The organism is Kribbella amoyensis, from assembly GCF_007828865.1.
GTDB classification, from domain to species: domain Bacteria; phylum Actinomycetota; class Actinomycetes; order Propionibacteriales; family Kribbellaceae; genus Kribbella; species Kribbella amoyensis.
Map to the genome: position 1 here is coordinate 438,700 of NZ_VIVK01000003.1, position 17,649 is coordinate 456,348.

The 17,649-nt window shown below is 70.3% G+C and carries 18 protein-coding genes; 5 read left to right on the top strand and 13 right to left on the bottom strand.

What is annotated here, in order from left to right; translation table 11 throughout:
* Positions 1 to 175: 175 nt before the first annotated feature.
* Positions 176 to 1,432 (top strand): MFS transporter, encoded by a 1,257-nt coding sequence (locus tag FB561_RS36120; RefSeq protein ID WP_145814576.1) that lies wholly within the window; start codon positions 176 to 178, stop codon positions 1,430 to 1,432.
* Here the strand turns inward: FB561_RS36120 and FB561_RS36125 are convergent.
* From FB561_RS36125 to FB561_RS36135, 3 genes are read right to left on the bottom strand one after another with little or no spacing between them, the layout of a single operon-like run.
* Positions 1,416 to 2,111, bottom strand: a complete 696-nt coding sequence (locus FB561_RS36125; protein WP_145814577.1) for an ABC transporter permease — start codon at positions 2,109 to 2,111, stop codon at positions 1,416 to 1,418. The two genes, FB561_RS36120 and FB561_RS36125, sit on opposite strands and share 17 nt — an antisense overlap.
* The gene (locus tag FB561_RS36130) at positions 2,108 to 2,881 is read right to left on the bottom strand and encodes an ABC transporter permease (RefSeq protein WP_145814578.1); all 774 of its coding nucleotides are present in this window, start codon (positions 2,879 to 2,881) and stop codon (positions 2,108 to 2,110) included. Before FB561_RS36130 ends, FB561_RS36125 begins: the two co-directional genes overlap by 4 nt.
* Entirely contained in the window at positions 2,878 to 3,585 is a 708-nt protein-coding gene (locus FB561_RS36135; protein ID WP_145814579.1) for an ABC transporter ATP-binding protein, read from the bottom strand. The genes FB561_RS36130 and FB561_RS36135 overlap by 4 nt, the downstream gene beginning before the upstream one ends.
* 131 nt (positions 3,586 to 3,716) lie before the next feature.
* Between FB561_RS36135 and FB561_RS36140 the strand changes: the two genes are divergently transcribed.
* Positions 3,717 to 4,571: a sensor histidine kinase gene (locus tag FB561_RS36140; RefSeq protein WP_145814580.1), complete on the top strand. Its 855-nt coding sequence runs from the start codon at positions 3,717 to 3,719 to the stop codon at positions 4,569 to 4,571.
* Positions 4,568 to 5,224 (top strand): response regulator, encoded by a 657-nt coding sequence (locus FB561_RS36145; RefSeq protein WP_145814581.1) that lies wholly within the window; start codon positions 4,568 to 4,570, stop codon positions 5,222 to 5,224. The genes FB561_RS36140 and FB561_RS36145 overlap by 4 nt, the downstream gene beginning before the upstream one ends.
* 49 nt (positions 5,225 to 5,273) lie before the next feature.
* Here the strand turns inward: FB561_RS36145 and FB561_RS36150 are convergent, their stop codons facing one another.
* Together FB561_RS36150 and FB561_RS36155 are read right to left on the bottom strand one after the other, a co-directional pair.
* Complete coding sequence (locus tag FB561_RS36150) at positions 5,274 to 6,386, bottom strand: hypothetical protein (RefSeq protein WP_145814582.1); 1,113 nt, start codon at positions 6,384 to 6,386, stop codon at positions 5,274 to 5,276.
* A 167-nt stretch (positions 6,387 to 6,553) separates the two neighbouring features.
* On the bottom strand, positions 6,554 to 8,053 hold the full coding sequence (locus FB561_RS36155) for an MFS transporter (protein ID WP_145814583.1): 1,500 nt from the start codon (positions 8,051 to 8,053) through the stop codon (positions 6,554 to 6,556).
* 88 nt (positions 8,054 to 8,141) lie between these two features.
* Here FB561_RS36155 and FB561_RS36160 point away from each other — a divergent pair, with 88 nt between their 5' ends.
* On the top strand, positions 8,142 to 8,588 hold the full coding sequence (locus FB561_RS36160; protein ID WP_170284949.1) for a MarR family winged helix-turn-helix transcriptional regulator: 447 nt from the start codon (positions 8,142 to 8,144) through the stop codon (positions 8,586 to 8,588).
* Between the two features lie 26 nt (positions 8,589 to 8,614).
* On the opposite strand, the gene FB561_RS36165 is transcribed toward FB561_RS36160, so the two are convergent.
* From FB561_RS36165 to FB561_RS38110, 5 genes are read right to left on the bottom strand one after another with little or no spacing between them, the layout of a single operon-like run.
* The gene (locus FB561_RS36165; RefSeq protein WP_145814585.1) at positions 8,615 to 9,421 is read right to left on the bottom strand and encodes a carbohydrate ABC transporter permease; all 807 of its coding nucleotides are present in this window, start codon (positions 9,419 to 9,421) and stop codon (positions 8,615 to 8,617) included.
* Positions 9,418 to 10,338, bottom strand: coding sequence for a carbohydrate ABC transporter permease (locus FB561_RS36170; protein WP_145814586.1), 921 nt, complete (start codon positions 10,336 to 10,338; stop codon positions 9,418 to 9,420). Before FB561_RS36170 ends, FB561_RS36165 begins: the two co-directional genes overlap by 4 nt.
* Positions 10,335 to 11,675, bottom strand: a complete 1,341-nt coding sequence (locus FB561_RS36175) for an extracellular solute-binding protein (protein ID WP_145814587.1) — start codon at positions 11,673 to 11,675, stop codon at positions 10,335 to 10,337. The genes FB561_RS36170 and FB561_RS36175 overlap by 4 nt, the downstream gene beginning before the upstream one ends.
* A gap of 10 nt (positions 11,676 to 11,685) precedes the next feature.
* Positions 11,686 to 12,888, bottom strand: coding sequence for a threonine ammonia-lyase (gene ilvA / locus FB561_RS36180; RefSeq protein WP_145814588.1), 1,203 nt, complete (start codon positions 12,886 to 12,888; stop codon positions 11,686 to 11,688).
* Between the two features lie 46 nt (positions 12,889 to 12,934).
* Positions 12,935 to 13,711, bottom strand: a complete 777-nt coding sequence (locus FB561_RS38110; RefSeq protein WP_170284950.1) for a hypothetical protein — start codon at positions 13,709 to 13,711, stop codon at positions 12,935 to 12,937.
* 114 nt (positions 13,712 to 13,825) lie between these two features.
* Here FB561_RS38110 and FB561_RS38115 point away from each other — a divergent pair, with 114 nt between their 5' ends.
* Positions 13,826 to 15,106, top strand: a complete 1,281-nt coding sequence (locus FB561_RS38115) for a phosphotransferase family protein (protein ID WP_170284951.1) — start codon at positions 13,826 to 13,828, stop codon at positions 15,104 to 15,106.
* On the opposite strand, the gene FB561_RS36190 is transcribed toward FB561_RS38115, so the two are convergent.
* From FB561_RS36190 to FB561_RS36200, 3 genes are read right to left on the bottom strand one after another with little or no spacing between them, the layout of a single operon-like run.
* Positions 15,099 to 15,905, bottom strand: coding sequence for an ABC transporter permease (locus tag FB561_RS36190; RefSeq protein ID WP_145814590.1), 807 nt, complete (start codon positions 15,903 to 15,905; stop codon positions 15,099 to 15,101). The two genes, FB561_RS38115 and FB561_RS36190, sit on opposite strands and share 8 nt — an antisense overlap.
* Positions 15,902 to 16,687: an ABC transporter permease gene (locus FB561_RS36195; RefSeq protein WP_145814591.1), complete on the bottom strand. Its 786-nt coding sequence runs from the start codon at positions 16,685 to 16,687 to the stop codon at positions 15,902 to 15,904. The genes FB561_RS36190 and FB561_RS36195 overlap by 4 nt, the downstream gene beginning before the upstream one ends.
* Positions 16,687 to 17,634 (bottom strand): ABC transporter ATP-binding protein, encoded by a 948-nt coding sequence (locus tag FB561_RS36200; RefSeq protein ID WP_202881018.1) that lies wholly within the window; start codon positions 17,632 to 17,634, stop codon positions 16,687 to 16,689. The genes FB561_RS36195 and FB561_RS36200 overlap by 1 nt, the downstream gene beginning before the upstream one ends.
* Positions 17,635 to 17,649 lie beyond the last annotated feature (15 nt).

The window sequence follows — 17,649 nt, forward strand, 5'->3', positions numbered from 1 at the left end:
GGTCATCCTGACCGAGCCCACCGACAATGCGCGACGGGATATTCGACAGGCTAAGTACGTTATCAGCTATATAAGCCAGCGCAACTATTAGCTCGCGGCTCAACCTTGAGTCGAGCAGACTCAACTTTGTTGACATTGAGTCGACAAGGCTCAACTTCGGGGCTACGGTCCCGGCATGACGACCGGCCGAGGCATCCTGAGCCACCCCGATTTCCGCCGCTTGTGGATCGCCGACCTGCTCAGTCAGCTCGGGAGCCGGCTCGGCATGATGGCCGTCCCGCTGCTCGCGGTCCTCACGCTGAACGCGTCGACCCTGCAGGTGTCGCTGCTGCGGACCTGCGAGACGGCCGCCTGGCTGCTGCTCGGTCTGTTCGCGGGCGCCTGGGTCGACCGCGTCCGCTGCCTACCCGTACTCGTCGCCGCCGACCTCGGCCGGGCGCTGCTGTACGCCTCGATCCCGGTGGCCGCGGCGTTCGGCGTCCTGAGCCTGCCGCAGTTGTACGTCGTCCTCGCCGCGACCGGCCTGCTGACCGTCCTGTTCGACGTCGCGCACAGCTCGTACCCGCCTCGCTTGCTGTCGCCGGAACAGCTCCTCCCCGGCAATGCCCGGCTCGCCGCGAACCACTCGGTGGCAGCCGTGGTCGGCGCGGGCGCGGGTGGCGTCCTGGTCCAGTGGCTCACCGCGCCGATCACGATCGGCCTGAACGCGCTCGGCTTCCTCTGGTCCGCGGTGTGGCTGCGCTCGATCCGTACGCCGGAACCGCGGCCGGCACCGCAGGACCGGCCGAACCTGCGCCGCGAGATCGGCGAGGGCCTGCGGTACGTGTTCCGTCACCCCCTGCTCCGGCCGATCACGTTGAACACCGCGACCACGATGCTCTTCCAGGCCGCCGGCAACGCCGTGATGATCGTGTTCCTGGTCCGGGAGATCCACCTGTCCCCCGCCACGATCGGCCTGCTGAGCATGATCGGGCTGCTCGGCGCCCTGGCCGCGTCGGCGCTGACCGAGCGGATCAGCCGGTGGATGGGCGACGCCCGGGCGCTCCTGGTCGCGGCGATCGGGATGGGGTTCGCCTTCTCGCTCCAGGCGCTGACCCGGCCCGGCTGGGGCCTCACCTGGTACGTCGCCGGCACGTTGCTCGCCGCGATCTGCATCATCGTCGGCTACATCCTCCAGGTGAGTACCCGGCAACGCGTCTGCCCACCCGAACTGCAGGGCCGGGTGAGCGCCACGATGAGCTTCGTCTCCTGGGGAGCTGCCCCGATCGGCAGCCTGCTCGGCGGCATTCTCGGTACCGTCTTCGGCCTCCGCCCCACGCTCTGGATCGCGGGCGCCGCCATGCTCGCCGGTTCGGCCTGGCTGATCTTCTCCCCGTTCCGGACCCTGCGGAGCGTCCCCACCGAAGCGGAGTCGCTCAGGCGTCCCGCTTGAGAAAGGCCACCACCGCCACCGTCCCGATACAGAGCACCCAGGCCAGCAGAACCGCCCCGCCGCCCGCCGGAGCGAACGGCCCGGGATCGACCGAGTACAGCGCTCGGCCGGCCTGATCGGGCAGCCACCGGACCTGATCCGTGACCGATCCCAGCAGCGGCGACGCGATGACCACACCGCCGAGTGCGACGCCCAGCGCCGGGAGGAGCGACCGGATCACCACCGTGACAGCGCCCGCCAGCAGGCCCACCAGTACGAGGTAGGCCGCGGCGCCGGCGACCCACCACAGCGAGGTACGCACTTCGTCGGTCATCAGCACCGCAGTCGCCAGCCCCGCCGCCAGGGCGATGACGCTGGTCGCGGTGATCGCGATCAGCTGTGCCACGGCCTTGGCGGTCAGCGAGACCACCCGGTTCGGCGTCGCCGTCAGGGTCGTCCGCAGCTCATGGCTTCCGTACTCCGAGGCTACGGAGAGGACGCCGAGCACGATCGATCCCACCTGCAGGTACGCGACGCTGCCGAGCGCGACCGTCACCGCGTCCGCGGCCGGATCGACGGACGAGCTCGCATCCGCCGCCGTCACGAGGACCGCCGCTGCGACCGTCAGCAGGCTCGTGATCCACACCGCGGGCAGTGTGCGCAGCTTGATCAGCTCAGCCGCGACCGACGACCCGATCATGCGTCGCGACGGGTGAGGACGACCGCGGCGACCAGCAGCAGTACGGCAGTCCACACCGCCATCACGATCCCGCCGGTGACGGGAGGCAGCGCGTCGTCGACGGCGGTGAAGGTCTCGCCGGCGAACAACCGGGTGCCGGCGAGGTCGGGGAGATACCGGGCCAGCGGCGTGACCTTCCACAGCAGGAAGGACACCGACACCACCGTGCCGTTGGCGATCAGCACGATCAGCGGCACGATCCCGCTCCGGGCGAGGACCGTGATCGCCAGCGCCATCAGCGCGGCCAAGGTCCAGTACAGCCCGGCCCCGACGAATCGGCCCATAGACAACTCGGCATCCGGTGGTGCGGCGTCACCGATGATGATGGTGGCCGCAGGCAACGACACCGACAGGCTGACCACGGCAGCCGGTACGACGAGCGCAACGACGACAGCCGTCTTCGCAACGAGGAGCGACCAACGCCGTGGGGACGCGATCAGGGTTGTACTGATCTGCCGTCCGCCGCCCGCGTCGGTGCTGTTCGCGGTGTACTCGCTGCTGATCACCACGATGCCGAGGACCATCGCACCCACGGCACCCAGCGGTACGCCGGACAGCGCGGCCTCAGCGGGCGTGGAGTACCCGACGCGACCGCCCGTCGTCAGGGCATCGCGGACGTTGAACGCATTAAGTACGGCCAGCGCGATCGGACCGATCACCGCGATCGCCAGCGCGACGGCGGTGGCCGGCAACGTCACGGCCTTACGTAGTTCCGCGGCCACCTGGTTCATCGCTGCTCCCCGGGCTGGGTCAGGACGAAGAAGGCGTCCTCCAACGTCTGGTGCCCGGCGCCGATCTCGGCGCAGGGGCCGGAGGCAACCACCCGTCCTCCGGCGAGGACCACGAGGTCGTCGGCGAGTTGGGCGACCTCGCCGATCTGATGGCTGGACAGCAGGACCGTTCCGCCGGCGGCCGCGTGGTCCCTCAACAGGTCCCGCAGCCACCGGATCCCGTCCGGGTCCAGCCCGTTCGACGGCTCGTCCAGCACCAGCGCCTCCGGTTCGCCCAGCAGCGCGGCCGCGAGACTCAGCCGGCAGCCCATCCCGAGGGACAACCGGCCCGCCTTGGTCTTCCGGCTGTCCGCGAGGCCGACCTGATCCAGGACCTCGTCGACCCGTCGCTGCGCGATGCCGTTGCTGCGAGCGATCCAGGCCAGGTGGTGGGCGGCCCGCCGGGACCGGTGGGCCCCTGATCCGTCGAGCACCGAGCCGACCGCGCGCAGCGGGTGCCGCAGTTCGTGGTACGGGCGCCCGCCGACCAGCGCGGTACCGGACGTGGCCCGGTCCAGGCCGAGGAGGATCCGCAGGGTCGAGGACTTGCCCGCGCCGTTCGGGCCGAGGAAGGCGGTGATCCGGCCCGGCGTGGCCTGGAAGCTCACCTCGGACAGCACCACGCGGGCGCCGCGTCGTTTCACGAGAGCGTCGATTGTCAGCATGCGCACCATCCCAGCGCCCTGGGTCGCCGCCCGGATCGGCCTGCGGACCGGACTTCGCCGCGCGCCTCCGACCGGGGTCTGTCAGACCTGGGTCCGATGTCCCGCCCGGCCGGCGAATCTAGACTCGCCCCGTGGAGGCTGGCCGACCGACCCGATCCTCAGGCGTTCGTGCGGCCGCCGGTACCGTCGCGGTGCTGCTCGCAAGCCTTCTCCTGGTCGCCGGCGGCGAGGCGCCGGCCACCCTGATCGCTCCGGTCGTGATCAGCGGGCTCGCGATCGCGGTATCGGTGTGGGCCGTGATCCGCAGTCGCCGGCAGCGGCGCGAGTACGAGGAACGCCTGACCGCGTGGGCCGGCGAGCAAGCGGCCCAGGCCGAACGCCTGCGGATCGCCCGGGACCTGCACGACCTGGTCTCGCACGGGCTGGGCCTGATCACCATCCGGGCCGCCGTCGCCCGCAGAGCGGGAGCCGACAGCGCGACCGGGCTGAACGCGGCACTGACCGACATCGAGCAGGTCAGCCGCGGGACCACGACGGAACTGCGGCGGATGCTGAACGTGCTGCGTTCCGAGAACGGCGAGTCGGCGCCACTGCGGCCCGCGGAAACGCTCGACGACCTGCCGGCGATCATCGACGAGGCCCGCGACGCCGGTCTCCGGGTCACCGCCGACCTGCCCGAGCTGGACGACGTCTCCCCGGGCGCGCAGCTCACCGTCTGCGCCGTAGTACGGGAGGCGCTGAACAACACGCTGCGCCACTGCGGTCCCACCCGCGCCCACCTCGCCGTACGCCGCGAGGACGGCGTACTGCAGTCGTCGTACCGTGACGAAGGACCGGTAGACGGCTGGACCGCTCACCTCGGTGGAGGACACGGCCTCACCGGTCTGCACGAACGGGTCACCGCTCTCGGCGGCACTCTGGAGGCGAGACCGGAGCGAGGCGGCTTCGTGGTCATCGCCCGACTCCCCGACGGGCTCGCCGAGTGAACGCGCCCATCCGCGTACTGATCGCCGACGACCAGCCCCTGCTACGACACAGCCTCGCCCTGCTCATCGACGCCACCGACGGCCTGACCGTGGTCGGTCAGGCCGGTACAGGACGGGAGACCGTCGAACGCGGTCGGGAGCTGCGGCCCGACGTCGTCCTGATGGACATCCGGATGCCCGGCGGCGACGGCATCGAGGCCACTCGACAGCTCACCGGCCTGCTGAACGGCACCCGCGTGCTGGTCCTGAGCATGTTCGAGCTCGACGAGTACGTGTACGCCGCGCTCCGTGCGGGCGCTAGCGGCTTCCTGCTCAAGGACGCCGAGCCCGACCAGCTGCTCGACGCCGTCCGCCGGACCCACCGTGGGGAGTCGTTGTTCGCCCCGCGGATCGTGACCCGGCTCGTCGAGCACTACCTCGACCGGCCGACGGCCCACCGGTCCCGATCGGTCGACCGGCTGACCGAGCGCGAGACCGAGGTACTGGTCCTGGTCGCCCGCGGCCTGTCCAACGACGAGATCTCGGCGGCCCTGCGCATCTCGATCAAGACGGTCAAGACCCACATCGGGAACCTGCTCGCCAAACTGGCCGCCCGCGACCGCGCCCAGCTCGTCATCACCGCCTACGAGGCTGGGCTGGTCACCGCTGGTTGACGCGGGACGGCGGCGCATCCGGCGCCACCGTCAGTCTTACCGGGGGCCGTCAGTCCGAGCTGATCTGCGCGGAGCCGACGAGGACCTCGACGTCGAGGGCGGCCCGGCCGCGGCCGATCTCCACGTCCTTGGACTGGCCGTTGACGGCTCCCGTCCAGGTGACCCGGCCGAGCTGCGACTCGGTGTGCACCCGGACATCGGATCCGCGCCGCAGGTTGACGGTCGCTGAGCCCGACTCGACCCGGACCCGGGACCGGCCCTTGGTGACCTGTGCGTCGAGGTGCGCCGAGCCCGCCTGGACCAGCAGGTCGATCGGGCCGTCGACGTCGGTCACCTTGGCCGTCCCGGCGGTCACGCGGACCCGCTGCAGGCCGGGCAGCCGTTCCGCGACGACGCTGCCGCCGGTCACCTCGATCTCGACCTCGAGCATCGGGTTGACCCGGATCGACAGCTCCTTGGCGAAGCCGTTCACGTGCGACTTGAGATCGCCGACCGACCGGGTCCGCAACATGCTGAACCCGTCGATCGAGACGCCCATGTCGCCCTCGCTGTTGATCGCGAGCGTGTCGCCGTCCCGCTTGATCACGTGCGGCCCGTCCACCGCGACGCCGTTGATGGCCGGCTCGCCGATCAGCCGGACCCGCCGGCCGATCGCCCGGATCGTCACCCGCTGCACCCCGGACGGCACCGGGACGTTGCTGTGCTCGGCCTCGCGCTCGTCCTCGGTCGGCTCGGCGTCCAGCGGCTCGTCCAGCACCGCGCCCTCGACCGGCGAGGCCGCCGCACCTGCGTCCGCGGGCGCGTCGTCCACGACGCTCTCCGCCGGCGCGTCCCCGGCCGAGGTAACCGTCGGCGCATCGGCCGCAGGGGTCGAAGCGCCCGTGGTCGGCGAATCGACCGCGTCGGCCCACACCGAGGTGGACGGCACGTCGTCACCGACCGCGGAGCCTGCCGGGGATCCGGCTGCTGATCCGGACGCGGCTCCGGCGTCGGCGGGGGTACCGGCGTCGGCTCGGGTCTCGGGCTGGGCGACCGGACCGGTCGGTGGGGTCGGCTTGGTGAGGGCCGCGATCAGCGTCGCGGCCTCTTCGCTGGTCAGGTGGCCCTGGGCGACCCGGTCGAGGATGTCCTTGACCCGGCGGTCGTAGTCGCTCTCGCTCATGACCCCAGTCCAGCACCCGCACCGGGCCAAACCAATAAGGGATCGCCCCGAAACCTCCCGAACACGGCAGTGCGGGTCCCGGCGGAGTAGCCCGAGACCCGCACTGCGCTCTGTATTGACTGCACGACTCGACAGAGCCGGTTGTTGTCGTCAGCCGAGCGCGTGGTTCACGCCGCCGGCGTGACTTCCTCCCGCGACAGCTCGCGCTGCACGGCTTCCAGTTCAGCGGCCTCCTGAGCCTCCAGGGCCCGGCGCGCCCGCAGGCCGCGCAGCCCGGTGAGACCGATCAGCAGACCGACCGCCGCGATCCCGGTGACGACCGCGAGCGCCGGCTTGTACGCCGTCAGCATCCCGGCCGCCGTGGTCACGCCGGCCGACTGGCTGCTGATCACCGCGGTGACGACGGCCAGCATGATCGCGCCGCCGACCTGGTTCGAGGTGTTGAAGAGCCCGGAGGCCAGCCCCTGCTCGTGGTCCGCGACCCCCGAGGTGGCCTGGATGTTCAGCGCCGGGAAGGCGATCGCGAAGCCGAGACCGATCAGCATGATCGTCGGGAAGACGGTCGCGAAGTACGCCGACTCCGGGCCGATCCGCAGCGACAGGGCGTAGCCGGCGACGAACAGCGCCATCCCGGCCACGATCATCCGCTCGGTACCGATCCGGTCGGCCAGCTTGCCCATCTGCGGCGACAGGGTGGCCACCAGCAGACCGGCGGGCAGGAAGCCGAGCGCGGTCTCGAACGAGGACCAGCCGAGCAGGTTCTGCAGGTACAGCGTGCCGATCAGCTGGAAGGCGACGTACGCGCCGAAGACGGTCAGGATGGCCAGGTTGGCGCGGCGCAGCGGTGCCTGCCGCAGGATCCCGAGCCGGACCAGCGGGTGCTTCGACTTGCGCTCGACCAGGACGAATGTGGTCAGCATCGCGACCGCGAGGACGAACAGGCCGATGGTCTGCAGCGACACCCAGCCGGCGTGCTCGGCACCGACCACGGCGTACACCAGGGACAGCATGCCGGCCGTGACGGTGACGGCGCCGGGGACGTCGTAGCCGCCGGCCGAGTCGTCCCGAGGGCTGTTCGGGATCAGCTTCAGCGCGAACAGGAAGACGATCAGCGCGACCGGGCCGGGCATCAGGAAGGTCCAGCGCCAGCCGACCTCGGTCAGCGCGCCGCCCAGGATCAGGCCCATCGAGAACCCGCTGGCGGCGCAGGTGGTGAAGATGCTGAGGGCGCGGTTGCGGTCCGGGCCCTCGTGGAAGGTCGTGGTGATGATCGAGAGCGCGGCCGGCGCGGTGAACGCGGCGGCGACGCCCTTCACGAACCGCGCGGCGATGAGCAGTTCGGGGTTGGTGGCCAGTGAGCTCAGCATCGAGACCACGGCGAAGACGGCGAGGGCGATCAGGAACACCCGGCGGCGGCCGAGCAGGTCCGCGGTCCGGCCGCCGAGCAGCAGCAGACCGCCGTACCCGAGCACGTACCCCGTGACGACCCACTGCAGTGACGAGAGCGGGACGCCGAGGTCGGCGCCGATGGCGGGCAGGGACATCCCGACCATGGACACGTCCAGGCCGTCGAGAAAGATCACGCCGCAGACCACCAGGAGGGCGCCCCAGAGGCGCGCGTCCCAGGTCAGGCGGTCCGGTGATGTGGTGTGCGTTGTCTGTGTCACGAGGAGAGAGCTTTGCATGCATGTGCATCTAATGTCTAGGCATTAAATGCATTTGCATGAAATGCGTGTGCATGATAATGTCGCCGGCATGACCGAGACGAAGGTCAGCGCCGGCCCTGGTGAGACCAGCGCGGAGGAGACCGGCACCGACGTGCGCGCCTGGCGCGAGCTGCTGGCCCGGCACGCCGACCTGACCTGTGCGCTGGACCGTGCGCTACAGGCCGGTCACCAGCTGGGCATGAGCGAGTACGAGGTGCTCGAGCGGCTGGCCGAGCTGCCCGAGCAGTCGGCGAAGGTGCAGCAGATCGCCAAGTCGGTGCACCTGAGCCAGAGCGCGCTGTCCCGTGTGATCGGCCGGCTGGAGACGGCCGGGCTGGTCGAGCGGCACATGTGCCCCGAGGACCGGCGCGCGGTGAACGTCCGGCTCACCGACGAGGGCCTGCTCCGGCAGACCGAGGCGCAGCCGACCCAGCGCCAGGTCCTCGCCGACCGGCTGCACGCTCCCCTGCTGAAGAGCTGCGAGCCGGCCGACTAGTACCGCGGGACGCGGCGCCGGCGGAGCTACTCGCGCACGGCGCCTTCGAGCATGCCCTGGATGAAGTGCCGCTGCAGGAACGCGTAGATCAGTACCACCGGCGTCCCCACGATCACGGCACCGGCCGCCAGCAACGTGAAGCCCGAGGTGTACTGGCCGGAGAAGAACGCGAGTCCGAGCGGCGCGGTCCGCAGCGACTCGCTCGTCACCATCACCAGCGGGATCAGGAACTCGTTCCACGTCCACATGAAGACCAGGACGATCAACGTCACCAGCGCGGGCCGCGCCGGCGGGACCAGCACCTGCCACAACGTCCGCCAGTGACCGGCCCCGTCCAGCCGGGCCGCCTCCACCAGGGACCGGCTGGAGGAGCGGAAGTACGCCCGCATCCAGAACGTGCCGAAGGCCACCGATTGGGCGACCTGCGGCAATGCGACCGACCAGAACGTGTTGGTCAGCCCGAGCGAGCGCAGGTCGAAGTACAGCGGCACCACGATCGCCTCGGTCGGCATCATGATCCCGACCAGGAACAGGTAGAACAGCGGCCCCGCCCCGCGGAACCGCATCGTGCCGAACGCGTACCCGCTGAGGATCGACAGCAGCACACTCGCGATCACCACGGTCACCGACACCAGCACACTCGTCCGCAGGTACGTGCCGAAGTGGCCGACCTCCCAGGCGCGGCCGAAGTTGCCGAAGCCGCTGGTCCCGCCGCCCGCGTCGTCCGGGCCGAGCGCCGCGGTGACGATGGAGACGATCGGCGCCAGCGCGAAGAGACCGAAGACCGCCAGCAGCAGGTAGTTGCCGAAGCGCTCGGCCGCCGACGCCCTCATGCGGTACCCCGATCCGCGATCCGGTTCACGCCGAGCGTGATGACGAAGATCAGCACGGTCAGGCAGACCCCGATCGCGGCCGCCGAACCGACCTGGCCGAGCTCGAACGCCCGGTGGTACACCTCGTACGACGGGACCGTGGTCGACGTCCCCGGTCCTCCGCTGGTGGTCACGTAGACCAGGTCGAACGTCCGCAACGCCGCGATCACCGTCAACGTCACCGCGACCGCGATCTCACCGCGGACCGCGGGCAGCACGACCGCGAAGAACTCGGCGAACGGCCCGGCCCCGTCGAGCCGCGCCGCCTCGTACCGCTCCCGCGGGATCCGGGCCATCCCGGCCAGCAGCAGCACGGTGACCAGACCGGTCTCGAACCAGGTCCCGATCACGCCGACGGCGGGCAGGGCGAACGTGTAGTCGCCGAGCCAGCCGCGCGCGAGCGAGTCGAGCCCGACGGCCCGCAGTACGTCGTTGAGCGGGCCGTCCGGCGCGTAGATGTGGCGCCAGGCAACGGCGACCACGACCATCGCGACCACCTGCGGCAGGAACACGACGGTCCGGAAGAAGCCGAGCCCACGGACCCGCGCTCGCTGCAGGACCGACGCGAGCGCGAGCCCGATCACGACCGGCAGGACCGCGTAGAAGACGATCAGCACCAGCGCGTGCCCGAACGCGGCCCGCAGCCCGGCGTCCGCGACCACGTCGGCATAGTTGCTCAGGCCAACGAACTTGCCGAGCGTGATGCCGTCCCACTCGAAGAAGGACAGGTGCACGGCCCGGCCGAGCGGGTAGAGCAGGAACAGGCCGTAGACGACCAGCGCCGGTAACAGGTAGAGGTACCCGATCCTGCGCGGCTCCCCCGGCGGGGCGCCGCGGCCGGCCCGGGCGGCCCGCGCAGTGGCCGCGCGGGCCCTCACTGGCCGGCGAACTTGCTGTAGTCGGTCTCGAGCTTGGTGAGGAACTGGTCCGGGGTCGCCTTCTTGGCGGTCAGGTCCTGCAGCGCGGCACCGAGGGTGTCGTACATGGTCGGCGTGGCGTAGTCGAGGTACGGCACCAGGCCCTCCTTGCTGACCGCGGTCCCGAAGCTGCTGAACACGTCGGCGGCGAGTCCGGGCGGCGCCTGCTGGCTGGAGGTGTCGGCGATCGGCAGGTTACCGGTCGAGGTGAGCACCTTCATCGCGTCCGGGCTGGTGATGAAGTTGATGTACGCCGCGGCCGCGTCCGGGTTCTTCGCCTTGTTGGTGACCGCGAACGGCAGCCCGGTCCCGCCGGTGACGACCGGCTTCGCGTCGGCCGCCTGCCCCGGCGGCAGCATGAACCCGACCTTGTCACCGAGCGCCTTCTGCAGATCGGCCTGCAGCCAGGTCCCGGCGATCAGGAAGACACCCTTGCCCTTGCCGAAGTCCTGCCAGGCCGGGTCGTACCCCTGCCCGTTGACGCCGGAGTTGAAGTACCCCTTGTCCACCCACGACACCAGCGCCTCGGCGGCCTTGGTGTTCTCCGGCGTCTTCCAGGAGGCACCGGACCGGCCGAAGGCGAGGGTGGTGATCTGGTCGGCCGGGGTGAACCGGCCCTGGACCGTGCCGAAGACGTGGATGGCCGGCCACTTGTCCAGGTTGCCGAGCTGCATCGGGACCTCGCCGGCCGCCTTCGCCTTGGCCAGCGCGTCCTCGAACTCGGCCCATGTCTTCGGCGGCTGCACGCCGAGCTTGGCCAGCTTCTCCTTGTTGTAGTAGATCCCGACGACCTCGCCGACCTGCGGCAGCCCGTACAGGTTGCCCTCGCCGAACGTCTTGCCGTCGGCGGAGTACCGCGAGTACTGCAGGACGGAGGCCGGGTACCGGCTGCCCCAGTCGTACGCCTTCGCCCACTCGTCCAGCGGGACCAGCTGGCCCGCTTTGACGAACTCGCCCATGTCCGAGCGGCCGTTGTTCGCCTGGACGACGTCGGGGGCGTCGTTGCCGGTCAGGGCCAGTCGCAGCTGTGTCTTCAGGTCGTCGAAGGAACGGGAGACCCGGTTGAGCTTGATGTTCGGGTACTTGGCCTGGAACTGCTTGTTCAGCTCGGCCATCTGGGCCGCCTGACCACCCCGCACCTCCTGGTCCCAGACGGTCAGGGTGACGTCGCCGAGTGACGCGGCGTCGGTCTTCACCGAGCTCGGCGTACTCGCCGACCCACCCGGGTTGTCCGAGCCCGGCGTGCAGGCGGCGGTGAACAAAACAGCGGCTGCGGCCACTAGGGCGACGACCTTCACGACTTGCTCCTCAGTTCAGGGTGTACGTGTACCCGTTGCTGTCCAGACTGGCCAATACCCTCATCCGGTGCTCCTCACCCCGGGTCTCCAGTTGCAGGGCGACCTCCACCTCGTCCAGGTGCAGCGAGGCCGAGATCCGTTCGTGCAGTACCTCGATGATGTTCGCCTCCTCCTGCGCCAGCCGGGTCAGCAGGGTGGCGAGGCCGCCCGGCGTGTCCGGGATCCGGACCCGCAACGAGAGGTACCGCCCCGCCGCCGCCAGGCCGTGCCGGAGGACGCGCAGGAGTAACAGGGGATCGATGTTGCCACCGGTCAGCACGACGACGACCGGCGGCTCGAACCGCAACGGATCGTCCAGCACGGCGGCCACTCCGGCGGCACCGGCCGGTTCGACCATCAGCTTGGCGCGTTCCAGCACCAGCAAGAGGGCCTTCGACAACGAATCCTCGTCGACCGTGACGATCTCGTCGACGTGCTCCCGGATCACCTCGAACGGCACCTTGCCCGGCAGCCCGACCGCGATCCCGTCGGCCATCGTCGCCATCTTGTCCAGGGCAACCGGTTCACCGGCGGCGAGCGACGCCGGGTACGCCGCGGCCGCGGCCGCCTGCACCCCGACCACGCCGATCGGCATACCGTCGCGTTGCATGGCCGACGCGATGCCCGCGATCAGGCCGCCGCCCCCGGTGGGGACGACGACAGTCCGGACCTGCGGGCACTGCTCGACGATCTCCAGCCCGGTGGTCGCCTGCCCGGCCACGATGTCCGGGTGGTCGAAGGGATGAATCAGGATCGCGCCGGTCTCCCGCTCGAACTCGGAGGCGGCGGCCAGGCAGTCGTCGATCGAGGTGCCGGCGAAGCGCACGTCCGCACCGTAGGCGCGGGTCGCCTTCTCCTTCGGGATCGGGGCCCCGTACGGCATGAACACGGTCGCGTCGATCCCGAGCAACTGCGCCGCCAGCGCGACCCCCTGCGCGTGGTTGCCGGCGCTCGCCGCGACCACGCCGCGGGCCCGCTCCTTCTTCGACAGCCGCGCCATCCGCACGTACGCGCCGCGCAGCTTGAACGAGCCGGTCCGCTGCAGGTTCTCGCACTTGAGGAACACCTCGCCGCCGACGAGCTCACTCAGCCACCGCGAGTACTCCAACGGCGTCGGCGCCACGACGTCATGCAGCAGGTCCGCCGCCCGCACGATGTCCCTGGCATCGATCACGTCCTCACAGTAATAGCGATGCCTGCTGATGTGGCGGCAATTTGCGTTACCGCGGCCGCCTGCCGAGGTGGCGGTTGTTGGCCAGCCTTCGGCGGACCGGACGGTCCAGGTACTGCGCCCAGTCGGGGTCGCGTTCGTCGCGGAGGGCCGCGTAGTACGCGAGCGCCTCGGCCAGCGCGTCCTCGCGCAGGTACCCACGGGCGAGCGGAAGCTTCCGTCCACCGGGATGCGTGCGCACGTCGTACGCGGCGTTGGCGGTGAAGATGCCGAGTCCGAAGAAGACGGTGAGCAGATCGGTCAGCGACTCGTGGTCGGGCCGCGCGATCGGCGAGATCCGCCCGTCACCGAGCAGGATTTCGTGGCCCGCCTCGTGCGCGCACACGGCCACCAGCGCGACCGGGTCCTCAGCCAGCGCCGGGACGAGCCAGATGCGGTTGTGGTCCTCTCCCCTGATCCACCGGCCGCTCAGCTCCTTCACCAATGGCCGGGACCCGGAGCGGGCCGGTCGGCGGCTCCGCGTGTCCGGCAGGTCGAAGCAGATCTCGAGGCGGTCGGCGGGGATGTCCATCCGCTCCCGGATCCGGGCCGTCACCGCTTCGGCCGCGGCCAGGCTGCCGTCGTACCCGTCGGGGATCACGTCGTCGGGCAGGACGATCGGCCGGCGCAGCACGTCGGTGCCGAACTCGTCGGCCATCCAGCGCATCGACTTCGCGATCCACTGCCGCCGCCCACCCGGCAACCGCTCTCGGGGTGCTCGCAGCTCGGCCCGGACCCGCTGCCCCCGGCGGAACGCGTCGATCGAATTCGTCAGCCGCAGGATCATGCCCTGTCCGACGCCGAGCCGGGGTGGATAGTTCCGCAGCGTCGTCGGCCGGGGACTGCGCGTGAGCGGTTAAACCAGGTGTGGGATCCGGATCCGTCGACCTACGATCCGTCGGTGCCCGAGACGACGACGATCAGCGCTGTCATGGTGGACCCGGAAGGCTCGGACCCGCGGGGACCGGTGACCGTGTCGATCCCGGAGAAGGTCTGGTTTCCCGACGTCGAGGACCCGTTGCGGGCTTTGCGCGAGCAGCTTGGCATCGACGGTTACGTGCTCACCTGTCTCGCCGACGAGCCGGGCCGGGTCTCGTACCTGCTCGTCAGCGACCAGCCGGTACCTGGCCAGGACCTGACCGAGGACTCCACGCTCAAGCTGGCCGGCGAACACCTCGCCCTGCCGGTCGGACACCCGGTGACTCCGGCGTGGACGAGGCCGGGCTGGTACGCCGAGGCGCTGCCCTGGCTCGACGAGCAGCTGGCCGTGGCGGGGACGCGGCGCACCGGCATACCGACGCAGGTGCGGACGTGGGGTCTGTCGAATGTGCTGCGCTGTCCGACCGAGGCCGGGGACGTGTACTTCAAGGCGCAGGCGCACACCAGCACGGTGGTACCGATCCGGCCGGATGCGCCGGCGCTGTTGTTCGCCCACGAGCCGCGGGTGCTGCACGCGTTGTCGAGCAAGTTGCCCGAATTCGTGGTCACGCCGCTCGCGATCGACGAGGACCGGGCCTGGATGGTGCTGCCCGATCTCGGGACGGCGCTGGCGGACAGCGATGATGTGGAACTGTGGCTCGCGGCCGTGCGTGGGCATGCCCGGTTGCAGCGTGCCTTTGTCGGCCGGGCCGACACGTTGCTGGAGTACGCCTGTGTGGATCGCCGGCTCGAGCTCCTGACCGGCGAGCTTGATCGGCTGTTCGGGCCGAATCTGCTGACCGACCGGCTCGATCCCGGGGATCGCGACAAACTTCGTGAGGCGGCGGGGCGGTTCGGTACCGCGATCCAGGAGCTCGCCGCGATCGGGGTCCCGGAGACCTTGCTGCACGGGGATCTGCACCCGCGCAACGTCGCGATCCGGGACGGCCGGGCGCTCGCGTTCGACTGGACCGACGCGGCCGTGTCCCATCCGTTCCTCGACCTGGTGACGTTCTTCGAGCAGGCGACCGCGGTGACCTCGGATCCGGCGACGGCCGAGCTTCTGCGGGACGCGTACCTCGCGGAGTGGTCGGAGTACGCGGGAGTGGACGACCTTCGCCGGGCCGTCGAGCTGGCCGGGCAGGTCGGCATCCTGCACCAGACGATGACCTACCTGCACCTGTCCGAGCACCTGTCCGGGCCGAGCCGCCGCTCGATGCTGGGTGGCGGCGACTACTGGCTGAAGCGGCTGCTGGCTACTTGAGCAGGAGCCGGCCGAGCCGGCGGGAGGCGACGTACAGACCGAGGGCGCCCATCGCCGCGAGGTACAGGGCGTTCAGGATCATCGTCCAGCCGACGGTGCCCGTGGTGAGGGCGCGTTCCAGCGCGACGCCCTGGTACAGCGGGGTGAGCTGGACCAGCCAGCGGATCGCCCCGGGGTACGTCTCGACCGGGTAGAAGGTCGCCGAGAACAGGAACATCGGCATGATGATCAGCTGGACGAACTCGAAGTCCTGCCAGCTGCGCATGAACGTGGTCAGCGCCATCCCGGCCCCGGCGAACGCGAACCCGATCAGCACCGCGACCGGCAACGCGAGCACGGCCCACCACGACTCGATCAGGCCGAGCACCAGCATCACCACGATGAACATCGCCGAGTAGCAGGCGCCCCGTAGCAACGCCCACGTCACCTCACCCGTCGCCACGTCCCACGGCCGCAACGGCGTGGCCAGCATCGAGTCGTACAACCGGGCGTACTTCATCCGGAAGAAGATGTTGTACGTCGAGTCGAAGATGGCGCCGTTCATCGCCGAACTGGCCAGCATCGCCGGCGCCACGAAGGCGGCGTACCCGATCACGGTGCCGTCGGCCAGGGTGAAGTCGCCGACCAGCTGGGCCACCCCGATCCCGATCGACAGCAGGTAGAACACCGGCTCGAAGAAGCCGGAGACGAACACCACCCAGGACCGCCGGTAGACCAGGTAGTTCCGCTCGACCAGGTGCCGGCCCGCGCCGAGCCGGACCGGCAGCGGGACCACCCGCGCGGTCAGGGTCCCCGTCATTTGATCAACCTCCGGGTCAGGCCGCGGACCGCGAACCAGGTGCCGACGCCGAACCACGCGCCGAGGTACAGCAGGTTGCCCAGGGCGGGCAGCGGCTCGACCGTGTCCAGGCTGAGGTCACGCGCCAGCTCGACGCCGTGCCACAACGGGCTCAGGTACGCGAGCCACTCGATCCAGTCCGGCAACTGCGAGACCGGGAAGAACGCACCCGAGAACAAGAACGCCGGGATCACCCCGAACCGGAAGATCATCGCGAAGCCGGAGTCGTTCTCCAGCCGGGTCGCGACCGCGCAGACCGGCGCCGACGCGGCCATCCCGACCAGCAGCGCGACCGGCAATCCGAGCAGCCCGAGTGGCGTGGCGAGCCCGCCGAACATCGCGATCACCACCGTGAACACCGTGCACGTGGTCAGCACCCGGAACGCGATGAACGCGAGCTGCCCGTACATCACGTCGGCCGGCCGCAGCGGCGTGGCGATCATCGAGTAGTAGAACTTGTGCCACTTGATCCCGCCCATCACCGGGTACGTCGACTCGCTCACGGCGATCTGCAACGCGGTCGCCGCGAGCAAGCCGGGCGCGATGTACTGCAGATAGCTGACTCCGCCGAGGGCGCCGGTACCGTTCTCGTCGACGAAGGACCCGAGCCCGATCCCCATCGCGGCCAGGTAGAGCAGCGGCAGCAGGAAGCTGCTGACCAGGCTGCCCTTCCAGGTCCGCTTGTAGACGGTGAGCCAGTAGTCGAACTGACGGCGGCCGTTCTCGACCAGGACCGCGGTCATCAGTCCACCAACGTCCGGCCGGTGAGCCGCAGGAAGACGTCCTCGAGCGTGGACCGGCGGACCAGGACCGCGGCCGGCTGCAGACCACGCTCGTGCACCGCGGCCGCCGCGTGCTCACCGTCGTCGGTGTAGAGCAGCAGGCGATCGGGCAGCACCTCGACCCGCTGGGCCAGATCCTCGACCTTGCCGGCCAGCGCATCGTGGTCGGCGAGCATCACCTCCGGCCCGAACCGCAGCTCGGTGACCTCGCGGGTGGAGTAGTCCCGGATCAGCTCGGCCGGCGAGCCCTCCGCCGCGATCAGGCCGCCGTCCATCACCACCAGCCGGTCGCACAACTGCTCGGCCTCGTCCATGTAGTGCGTGGTGATGATCAGCGTCACCCCGGTCTGCTTCAGCCGGAACAGCTTGTCCCACAACAGGTGCCGGGCCTGCGGGTCGAGTCCGGTGGTCGGCTCGTCGAGCAGCAGCAGGTCCGGCCGGCTCACCAGCGACCGGGCGATCGTCAGCCGCCGCTTCATCCCGCCGGACAGCTCGTCCACCTTGACCTTCGCCTTCTCGGTCAGGGCGACGAACTCGAGCAGCTGCTCCGCCCGCTCCCGGCACTCGGCCCGGCTGAGCCCGAAGTACCGGCCGTAGATGGTCAGGTTCTCCAGGACGGACAGCTCGACGTCGAGGGTGTCGTCCTGCGGGCAGACGCCGAGCCGGGCCCGGATCGCCGGCCCGTCCACCGCCGGGTCCTGGCCGAGGATCCGCAGCGTGCCGCCGCTGGTCGGCGAGACGGCGCCGATCATCCGCATGGTGGAGGACTTGCCGGCGCCGTTCGGCCCGAGGAACCCGAAGGCCTCGCCCTTCCAGACGTCCAGGTCGATCCCCGCGACCGCCTCGAAGTCGCCGTACGACTTCCGCAGACCCCGCGCGTGCACGAGAGACTCCCGCTGCTCACTCACGTCCACGACAGTAAC